This is a genomic window from Pseudomonas sp. HMWF021, assembly GCF_003061005.1.
Lineage (GTDB): Bacteria > Pseudomonadota > Gammaproteobacteria > Pseudomonadales > Pseudomonadaceae > Aquipseudomonas.
The window spans coordinates 1-9,742 of sequence record NZ_QAIK01000136.1 but is presented as its reverse complement, the minus strand read 5'-3'; the positions used below and the strand labels follow the sequence as shown (position 1 = coordinate 9,742).

At 60.8% G+C, this 9,742-nt stretch carries 9 protein-coding genes and 1 pseudogene; 5 read left to right on the top strand and 5 right to left on the bottom strand.

The window, feature by feature from the left end; all coding sequences use genetic code 11:
- The 3 genes from fahA to DBR18_RS18400 form a co-directional block, all read left to right on the top strand.
- Window positions 1-1,171: fumarylacetoacetase (fahA, locus tag DBR18_RS18410; RefSeq protein WP_108591489.1), on the top strand; the 1,171-nt coding region annotated here is incomplete at its 5' end.
- Window positions 1,172-1,183: 12 nt separating this feature from the next.
- Window positions 1,184-1,819 (top strand): maleylacetoacetate isomerase, encoded by a 636-nt coding sequence (gene maiA / locus DBR18_RS18405; protein WP_108591374.1) that lies wholly within the window; start codon window positions 1,184-1,186, stop codon window positions 1,817-1,819.
- A 158-nt stretch (window positions 1,820-1,977) separates the two neighbouring features.
- Window positions 1,978-3,333: an aromatic acid/H+ symport family MFS transporter gene (locus DBR18_RS18400; protein WP_108591373.1), complete on the top strand. Its 1,356-nt coding sequence runs from the start codon at window positions 1,978-1,980 to the stop codon at window positions 3,331-3,333.
- An 85-nt stretch (window positions 3,334-3,418) separates the two neighbouring features.
- Here the strand turns inward: DBR18_RS18400 and DBR18_RS18395 are convergent, their stop codons facing one another.
- Window positions 3,419-4,222 carry a SirB1 family protein gene (locus DBR18_RS18395; protein WP_108591372.1) on the bottom strand — a complete coding sequence of 268 codons (804 nt, stop codon included), beginning with the start codon at window positions 4,220-4,222 and terminating at the stop codon, window positions 3,419-3,421.
- Window positions 4,223-4,394: 172 nt separating this feature from the next.
- Here DBR18_RS18395 and DBR18_RS18390 point away from each other — a divergent pair, with 172 nt between their 5' ends.
- The gene (locus DBR18_RS18390) at window positions 4,395-5,414 is read left to right on the top strand and encodes a Glu/Leu/Phe/Val dehydrogenase dimerization domain-containing protein (RefSeq protein WP_108591371.1); all 1,020 of its coding nucleotides are present in this window, start codon (window positions 4,395-4,397) and stop codon (window positions 5,412-5,414) included.
- Between the two features lie 178 nt (window positions 5,415-5,592).
- On the opposite strand, the pseudogene DBR18_RS18385 reads toward DBR18_RS18390, so the two are convergent.
- A pseudogene (locus DBR18_RS18385) lies at window positions 5,593-5,847 on the bottom strand (YebG family protein); the annotation flags it as partial.
- Window positions 5,848-6,173: 326 nt separating this feature from the next.
- On the opposite strand from DBR18_RS18385, the gene DBR18_RS18380 reads away from it, so the two are divergent.
- Window positions 6,174-6,674: a phosphate-starvation-inducible protein PsiE gene (locus tag DBR18_RS18380; RefSeq protein ID WP_003221775.1), complete on the top strand. Its 501-nt coding sequence runs from the start codon at window positions 6,174-6,176 to the stop codon at window positions 6,672-6,674.
- On the opposite strand, the gene DBR18_RS18375 is transcribed toward DBR18_RS18380, so the two are convergent.
- From DBR18_RS18375 to DBR18_RS18365, 3 genes are all read right to left on the bottom strand, one after another.
- Window positions 6,671-6,988, bottom strand: coding sequence for a DUF3509 domain-containing protein (locus tag DBR18_RS18375; protein WP_108591369.1), 318 nt, complete (start codon window positions 6,986-6,988; stop codon window positions 6,671-6,673). The two genes, DBR18_RS18380 and DBR18_RS18375, sit on opposite strands and share 4 nt — an antisense overlap.
- 319 nt (window positions 6,989-7,307) lie before the next feature.
- Entirely contained in the window at window positions 7,308-8,609 is a 1,302-nt protein-coding gene (locus DBR18_RS18370) for an HAAAP family serine/threonine permease (protein ID WP_108591368.1), read from the bottom strand.
- 86 nt (window positions 8,610-8,695) lie between these two features.
- A partial coding sequence (locus DBR18_RS18365) for an L-serine ammonia-lyase (RefSeq protein ID WP_108591367.1) occupies window positions 8,696-9,742 on the bottom strand: 1,047 nt, incomplete at its 5' end.

Below are 9,742 nucleotides of genomic sequence, written 5' to 3'. Positions count from 1 at the left end.
GCACATCTTCGATCTGCAAGTCGCGCTGGAGGCGGGGCTGTTCGACGGCGCGGCACGCAGCGCGGTCGAAGCCATGCACGGCGGCCTGCTGAACGCCTTCTTCGATCTCGGTCGCGAAGCCCGCGTAGCCTTGCGCAGCCGCTTGCTGGAATTGTTCAGCGAGGGCAGCAGCCATCGTGGCGCCATTGAAGCCCAGGGCGCAAAACTGTTGCCACTGGCAGCTGATTGCCAAATGCACCTGCCGGCGCGCATCAGCGACTACACCGACTTCTACGTCGGCATCGAGCACGCGCAGAACGTCGGCAAACTGTTCCGCCCGGACAACCCGCTGCTGCCGAACTACAAACACGTGCCGATCGGTTACCACGGTCGCGCCTCCACGGTGCGCGCTTCTGGCACTGACGTGCGCCGTCCGAAAGGCCAGACATTGCCGGCCGGTGCCAGCGAGCCGACCTTCGGCCCGTGCGCACGACTGGACTACGAGCTGGAGCTGGGCATCTGGATCGGCCAAGGCAACGAAATGGGCGAGTCGATTGCCATCGGCGATGCCGCTGATCACATTGCCGGTTTCTGCCTGCTCAACGACTGGTCGGCCCGCGACATCCAGGCCTGGGAATACCAGCCGCTGGGTCCGTTCCTGTCCAAGAGTTTTATCACCAGCGTCTCGCCATGGGTTGTCACTGCTGAAGCGCTGGAGCCGTTCCGCACCGCGCAACCGGCGCGCCCGGAGGGTGATCCGCAGCCGCTGCCTTACCTGTTCGACAAGCGCGATCAGGACGGCGGCGCTTTCGACATCGAGCTGGAAGTGCTGCTGCTCACCGAAGCCATGCGTGAACAGAATCTGCCGGCCCATCGCCTGACCCTGAGCAACACCCGCTACATGTACTGGACCGTCGCGCAAATGGTCGCGCATCACAGCGTCAACGGTTGCCAGTTGCAGGCCGGTGACCTGTTCGGTTCCGGCACCTTGTCCGGCCCGGAAAGCGGTCAGTTCGGCAGCCTGCTGGAAATCACCGAGGGCGGCAAAAAGCCTATCGAACTGGCCTCCGGCGAAGTGCGTAAATTCCTCGAAGACGGCGACGAAATCATCCTGCGCGCGCGCTGCGCCCGGGACGGTTTTGCCTCGATCGGCTTCGGCGAATGTCGCGGCAAAGTGCTGGCGGCGCGCTGACAGGAGCGGATCATGGATCTCTACACCTACTACCGCTCCACCTCGTCTTATCGGGTGCGCATCGCGTTGGCGTTGAAGGGCCTCGACTACACCGCGCTGCCGGTCAACCTGATCGCACCGCCCGGTGGCGAGCATCGACAGGCGGCGTATCTGGCGATCAACCCGCAGGGCCGCGTGCCGGCCTTGCGCACCGATGACGGTGAGTTGCTGATTCAGTCGCCAGCGATCATCGAGTACCTGGAAGAACGTTATCCACAACGGCCGTTGTTGCCCGAAGACCTCGCCGCCCGCGCCCACGTACGCGGTGTGGCGGCGGTGATCGGTTGCGATGTGCATCCGCTGCACAACGTCAGCGTGCTCAATCGCCTGCGTCAGTTGGGCCATGAAGAACCGCAGGTGGTGGAGTGGATTGCGCACTGGATCGGACAGGGGCTGGCGACCGTCGAGCAGTTGATCGGTGACAGCGGTTTCTGTTTCGGCGAGTGGCCGTGTGTGGCGGACGTTTATCTGATTCCGCAGTTGTATGCGGCGGAGCGGTTCGGTGTTTCGCTGGAGGCTTATCCGCGGATTCGGCGGGTGGCGGCGTTGGCGGCGGAGCATCCGGCGTTCATCAAGGCGCATCCGGCAAACCAGCCCGATACCCCTTAACGCTTCACAATGCCCCAATGTAGGAGTGAGCCTGCTCGCGATAGCGGAGTGTCAGATACGAGGATGTCGACTGACACACCGCTTTCGCGAGCAGGCTCACTCCTACAAGGGATCAGCGCCGTACACAAAAATCATAAAAACAAGACAGGTACCTTGCGATGCACAACCAGATTGCCAGCTTCCGGGCGGCACTCGACGCCCGTCCTGTGTCCCGTTATCAGTGGTTGCTCTTGATCCTGCTCGCGTTGCTGCTGGTCACTGACGGTTATGACGCCCAGGTGCTGGGTTATGTGGTGCCGGCATTGGCTCAGGACTGGGGGCTGGAAAAAGCCGCGTTCGGGCCTGTTTTCAGTGCCAACCTGTTGGGGCTGACCCTCGGTTCTCTTGCCGTAACGCCACTGGCCGACCGCTTCGGCGTACGGCGAATCCTCCTCGCCTGCGTGCTGATCTACGCCAGCCTCACGGTGCTGATGGTGTTCGCCGATTCCCTGAACACCCTGATGATCGCGCGCTTCATCTGCGGCATCGGCATGGGTGGCGCGATGCCCAGCGCCATGGCCTTGATGTCGGAGTACTCGCCACCGCGTCTGCGCACGTTGATGGTGACGCTGGCGGCGTGCGGTTTTTCCTTTGGCGGTGCAGCGGGTGGTTTTGTCGCGGCGGGCTTCATCGACCGTTTTGGCTGGCAAGCGGTGTTTCTTGCCGGTGGTGTCACGCCGTTGCTGCTGTTCCCGTTCCTGTGGTGGATGCTGCCGGAATCGCTGCCGCGTCTACTGCGCGACGCGCCGCCCTATGCACGCTTGCGCAAAGTCACTGCGCGGATGCTGCCGGACTGGCAACCACCGGCCGCGTCCGTCGAGCAGAACGAGCGCGAGCAGGGCAGCAAACTGACCGTGGTGGAGTTGTTCCGCAATGGTTACGCGCGCCCGACCCTGCTGATCTGGGCAACGTTTTTTGTCAGCCTGATTCTGTTGTATTTCATGATCAGCTGGCTGCCGACGCTGTTGCTGGAAAGCGGCCTGAAACTCAATGAAGCCAATCTGGTGACCTCGATGTTCCTGTTCGCCGGCACCTTGGGCGCGGTGTGCATGGCGTGGTTCGCCGACCGTTTGAAACGCAAGGTGCGACTGCTCTGCGCAGTGTTGGCCGGGGCTGCGCTGTGCACGATTCTGCTGGGCCTGAACCACGACAACCCGCGCTATCTGGTGGCCTGCGTGTTTGCCGCCGGGTTCTGCATCATCGGTGGGCAACTGACGCTAAACGCTTTTGCCAGTAACTTCTATCCGGCCCATGTGCGGGCTACGGGCACTGGCTGGGCGCTGGGGGTAGGGCGGTTCGGCTCGATCCTCGGGCCACTGTTCGGCAGCATGTTGCTGGCGATGCACATTCCAGTGGCGCAGATTTTTTTCTTCTGCGCGATTCCGGCGGTTGTTGCGGCGCTGCTGATCATTCAGGTGCGTTCGCCTTCCGATTCTGTCCCGGTTGCTGGAAGTGGGGTGTCGGTCAAAAGCTGAAGAGCAAAAGATCGCAGCCTGCGGCAGCTCCTACATTGAAATACATTCCCCTGTAGGAGCTGCCGCAGGCTGCGATCTTTTGCTTTTAATGAACAACGGAATTCGGAGGAAGATGCCCGAGCCGCTCAGTCAGGCGCAGACGCTGAATTGGATCGTCACTGAGCATCAACGCATGCTCCAGATCGAAACGTTCGGCGTTCGGACAGTCGAGGCGTTGGTACAGGCTGGCGCGGGCCAGATAATCGGCGGCGCTGGCACTGCCCAGTTCCAGCACGCGTTCGGCATCGATCAACGCAGCGATGTAGTCCTCATGCGCCAGATGCAATTGCCGCAGATTGCGTGACAGGCGCTGAAGCATCTGCAACGGCGTAGCGACCAACAGATGCTCGGCGTTGAGTTTCAAGTGCGCGCCGTACTGACGCTGCAATAACTCGCGACAATCGTTGGGATAAAGTCGTCGCCCACCGCACGGATCCAGCAGGTGATCGGCGCCGGGTACTCGCAGCAGGAAATGCCCGGGGAAGTTCACTCCCACCAGCGGGATCTCCAGACCGCGCGCCAGTTCCAGGGCAATCAAGGACAGCGTCAGTGGCTGGCCGCGGCGGGTCTGCAACACTTTGTGCAGCAACGCGACCTGCGGACGCAGCGGCAGAAAATCGTCCTTAGCGAAGCCCAGATCATTCATGCGCCGCAGCAATGGCTGCGCCAGTTCGCTGACCGGCAGCATCGGCAAGCCGTAGCTGACGCGCTGCTGCAGCTCCTTGAACTCTCCTTGCAGCGCTTCGACATCAAGGCCTTTTTCGTGCTCGGCAGCCATCCACAGCGCCGCTTCGAACAGCGCGGGCGGTGAACGGTGCAGACACTCGAAAAAACGTTGGCGCGGACTCATCAAAATCTCCGGGGCATGCCTCGTTTTAGCCCCGTGCACGGCATTCGTCCAGTACCGGCGTGGTTATGCCGCAAAGTCATCGTCGATGCAGGCGCTTATTCCGGTGCGCTTCAGCAATTTTTGGCCGCAAGCCTATACTGGCGTCTACCAGAAGTGATTCGGGAGCCTGCCGATGTTCGCTCTCATGCAAAGCACTCGCCTGGAATCGCTGCACCTCAGCGTTGACCCGGTCACCGGGTTGAAGGCGGTCATTGCCATTCATAACAGTCGCCTCGGGCCTGCCCTGGGCGGTTGCCGTTATCTTGCCTATCCCAATGACGAATCTGCGCTCGAGGATGCGATTCGTCTGGCGCAGGGCATGAGCTACAAGGCTGCACTGGCCGGGCTTGATCAGGGCGGCGGGGTAGCGGTAATCGTGCGCCCGGCGCATGTGGAAAACCGCGCAGCACTGTTCGAAGCGTTCGGTCGCTGCATCAATCAGCTCGACGGTCGCTACATCACCGCCATCGACAGCGGCACTTCGGTGGCTGACATGGATTGCATCGCCCAGCAGACCCAGCATGTCACCAGCACCACCTCGGCCGGTGACCCTGCACCGCACGCGGCAATGGGCGTGTTCACCGGGATTCGCGCCACCGCCATGGCGCGGCTGGGTAGCGACAATCTCGAAGGTTTGCGCATAGCGATTCAGGGGCTGGGCAACGTCGGTTATGCGCTGGCGGAACAACTGCACGCGGCGGGCGCCGAATTGCTGGTCAGCGACATCGACCACGGCAAGGTACAACTGGCCATGGAACAGCTCAACGCCCATCCGATCGCCAACGACGCGTTGCTCAGTACGCCGTGCGACATCCTCGCGCCGTGCGGCCTGGGCGGAGTACTCAACAGCCACACCGTCACCCAGTTGCGCTGCTCGGCGGTGGCGGGATCGGCCAACAATCAACTGACACATCTGGATGTGGCCGATCAACTGGAGCGGCGCGGTATCCTGTATGCGCCGGATTACGTGATCAACGCCGGTGGGCTGATCTACGTTTCACTCAAGCATCGCGGCGAAGAGCTGGGGACGATTACTGCGCACCTGTCGAAGATCAGTTCGCGACTGACTGAAGTGTTTGCTCATGCGCAGGCCGAGAAGCGTTCGCCGGCGCGGGTGGCGGATGAGTTGGCGGAGAAGGTTTTGTATCGTTGAAAAGCAAAAAATCGCAGCCTGCGGCAGCTCCTACAGGGAAAATCCAATGTAGGAGCTGCCGCAGGCTGCGATCTTTTTCGATTCAGAAACGTTGTTACTTGGCAGCTTTCACCGCTTTTGCCGGTTTGGCCGGTGCTTCAGCAGGCTCTTCTGCATCAGCCACTTCCGCCACTGGCTCGGCCGGTGCGTTGATCAGCTCCGACAGCGCATCAGGCTGGCTCTTGAAGGCCTTGGCGAACACGTCGCGGTTCTTCGCCATGTAGATCCCGACTTCTTCAACCTGCTGCTCGTTCAGCGACGGCACGGCTTTTTGCAACACTTCGGACAGCATCTCGGCCAGTTCGAGCATTTTGTCATGACGGTCAGCTTCGGCTTTATCCATGAACAAGCGCTCCAGATCTCGGCTGCTGCGGTATACCACTTCGACGGCCATTCACCACCTCATATGCCTTCACATTTAGTTGTCTTGGCGACTACTGTATTTATATACAGCGAAAGGATAAGCGAATCCCTGCGCTTTGGATAGTGGCTTTTCAATGTAGACCGGATTCGGGATTTGTCAGTGGGATCGCGGTGCGGCTATTCGCGAGCAGGCTCGCTCCCACAATGGCGCAGGGCTGCGACCAAACGCCACGGCGCGGGTTTGGTGCCGGCTCGCCATGATGGCGTGGCCTCTTTTCTGCATGAAATTGAAGACGTGCAGAAAACCGTCACGTCCAACGCGCATCATCCGCCCGAGTCGGGCTAAGGAACATCATCGTGAAAATAAACTGGGCCGAGAAACTGCGGCAAAACGTGCATCAACTGGCCGAGTCCCTGGGCAACCTGTTCGTCGAGACCTTCCACTATCTGGCGTTGTTCGCCATTGGTGCGGTGACCGCGTGGGCGGCGGTGATGGAATTTCTCGGCATGCTCGAAGAGGGCCACATCAAGATCGATGACATTCTGTTGCTGTTCATCTATCTGGAACTGGGGGCGATGGTCGGGATTTACTTCAAGACCAATCATATGCCGGTGCGCTTTCTGATCTATGTGGCGATCACTGCGCTGACCCGCCTGCTAATCTCCAACGTCTCGCACCACAACCCGCCGGACATGGGCATCATCTACCTGTGCGGCGGCATTCTGTTGCTGGCGTTCTCGATCCTGGTGGTGCGTTACGCCTCGTCGCAGTTTCCGTCGGTGAAGATCGAAAAACCGCAACGCAAACTCGGCGCCGGTTCCGGTGAACATCCCGAGATCGAGAAGGGCGAGCTTTAAAGCCCCATCGACGGCCGAGGCTCGCCGTTGCTCTGCTGCGGTGGCGGGGGCAATCCGTCGCCGCTGGTCATCGCTTCGAGGATCGACATGGCGCTGTGGCCCTGTTCGATGGCGATGCCGAATTGAATGCTTTGCACCAGCCGTTTGAGCCGCGCAGGATCGTTGCGCTGTTCGGCGCTGATCATCCGTTTGGCGACGATCCGGCCGCTGTTGGACAGGGTCAGCATGATGCTGCCGTCCAGCCCCTGAATGCTCAGGTTGATCTGATAGTCCGGCGCGAAGGCATCGGTAATGATCTGAAAAGGGTTGTCCATGATGCGTCACCGCCTGATTGAACGTGCAGTTGTTGACCGGCCGTGATCGGGTTGGTTCGCCATACCGGACCATCGGCCATTCCGTGGCCATTTCGCCAAGCGCTTCTGTGTAGGAGCTGCCGCAGGCTGCGATCTTTTGATCTCCTGCGTCTTGATGTGCGTCATGCAGATCAAAAGATCGCAGCCTCGTTGCACTCGACAGCTCCTACACAGCTCCTACACAGGGCGTAGCAAGGGCTGTGCCGGGAAAATTGTTGGACAATGGATACGGCATAAAAAAGGCGAGCCCATGGCTCGCCTTTGTCATTTGTGGCCCGTTTCAGGGCAGAACCGAATAGATGATCGCCGACAGTGCAATCAGGCCGATCAGCACCACGAACACGTTCGACGCCTGTCCCGAGTACTGGCGCAAGGCTGGCACGCGGCGGATCGCGTACATCGGCATCAGGAACAGCAGGCAGGCAATCACCGGGCCGCCGAGGGTTTCGATCATGCCGAGGATGCTCGGGTTGAACGTGGCCACCGCCCAGCAACTGAGGATCATGAACAGCGCGGTCGCACGGTTCAGCCAGCTCGCCGACATCACCTTGCCACGACCGCGCAGGCTCTTGACGATCATGCCCTGAAAGCCTTCGCTGGCGCCGATGTAGTGGCCGAGAAAGGATTTGGTGATCGCCACCAGCGCAATCAGCGGCGCGGCGTAGGCGATGACCGGGGTCTGGAAGTGGTTGGCCAGGTACGACAGGATCGAAATGTTCTGCGCCTTCGCTGCTGCCAGATCGGCCGGCGACAACGCCAGCACGCAGCTGAAGCAAAAGAACATCACCGTCACCACCATCATGCCGTGGGCCATGGCGAGGATGCCGCTGCTCTTGCGTTCGGCCTGCTCGCCGTAGCGCTGCTTCTGGTCAACCGCGAAGGCCGAGATGATCGGCGAATGGTTGAACGAGAACACCATCACCGGGATCGCCAGCCACAGGGTTTTGAGGAACACCGACAGTGGCATCGACTCTTGCGCGCTGGCGAAGAATGCGCCGTTCCAGTTGGGGATCAGGCTGAGACCGAGCAACAGCAGGGCTGCGACGAACGGATAGACCAGCACGCTCATGGCTTTGACGATCACGTTCTGCCCGCAACGCACGATCGCCATCAGGCCGAGAATCAGCGCCAGCGACAGAATCGCCCGGGGTGGCGGGGCGATGTGCAATTGGTGTTCGAGAAAACTGCTCAGGGTGTTGGTCAGCGCGACGCTGTACACCAGCAGGATCGGGAAGATCGCGAAGAAATACAGCAGGGTAATCAGCTTGCCGGCACCGATGCCGAAGTGTTCTTCGACGACTTCGGTGATGTCGCCCGAACGCCCGGACAGCACAAAACGGGTCAGGCCCCGGTGGGCGAAGAAGGTCATCGGGAACGCCAGCAACGCCAGAACCAGCAACGGCCAGAAACCGCCGACACCGGCGTTGATCGGCAGGAACAAGGTGCCGGCACCGATGGCGGTGCCGTACAGACCGAGCATCCACGTGGTGTCGGATTTGCTCCAGCTCTTGTGGGTAATTTCGGTGTTGCGTGTGCGATCTACAGCGGGATTTTCGGCAGCAGGTGTACGTACATCGGTCATCGTTTTTGCCTCGTTATTATTTTTGCTCGGGCTCACGGTTGGCGGGCCGCAGGTTGCGGCCCGCCGGGGCGGTCAGGGAATGCGCGTCAGCACTCCACCCAGCTCACGGCCAGGCCGCCCCGTGAAGTCTCTTTGTATTTGTCGTGCATGTCGGCGCCGGTATCGCGCATGGTGCGGATCACCCGGTCGAGGGAAATGAAATGTTTGCCGTCGCCGCGCAGGGCCATTTGCGTGGCGTTGATCGCTTTCACTGCGGCGATGGCATTGCGCTCGATGCAGGGCACCTGCACCAGACCGCCGACCGGGTCGCAGGTCAGGCCGAGGTTGTGTTCCAGACCGATTTCGGCAGCGTTTTCCAGTTGCTCCGGGGTCGCGCCGAGCACTTCGGCCAGGCCCGCCGCCGCCATGGCGCAGGCCGAACCGACTTCGCCCTGACAGCCGACTTCAGCGCCGGAGATCGAGGCATTTTTCTTACACAGAATGCCGACGGCGGCGGCGCCCATGAAGAACGCGACTACGTCATCATCAGACGCGTCCGGATTGAATTTCATGTAGTAGTGCAGCACCGCCGGAATGATCCCCGCTGCGCCATTGGTCGGTGCGGTCACCATACGCCCGCCGGCAGCGTTCTCTTCGTTGACGGCAAGGGCGAACAGGTTCACCCACTCCATCGCCGACAACGTCGAACTGATCACGTTCGGCTTGCCGATTTCCAACAGGCTGCGGTGCAATTTCGCGGCGCGGCGCGGCACATTCAGGCCCCCGGGCAAGATGCCTTCGTGGCGCAGGCCTTGCTCGACACAATCACGCATCACCGACCAGATGTGTAGCAAACCGTTACGGATTTCAGCGTCGCTGCGCCAGGCCCGTTCGTTGGCCATCATCAGTTCCGATACGCGCAAGTTGTGCTGCTTGCAGAGGCTCAGCAATTCGGCAGCGCTGGAAAAATCGTATGGCAGCACCACGTCGCCGGCCGGTGCCACACCGGACTCGGCTTCCGCCGCTTCGATGATGAAACCGCCGCCAATCGAGTAGTACGTTTGCGTAAACAGCTCGGCGCTTTCGCCAAAGGCTGTCAGGGACATGGCGTTGGGATGGTAGGGCAGGCTCTCGTCCAACAGCAGGAGATCGTG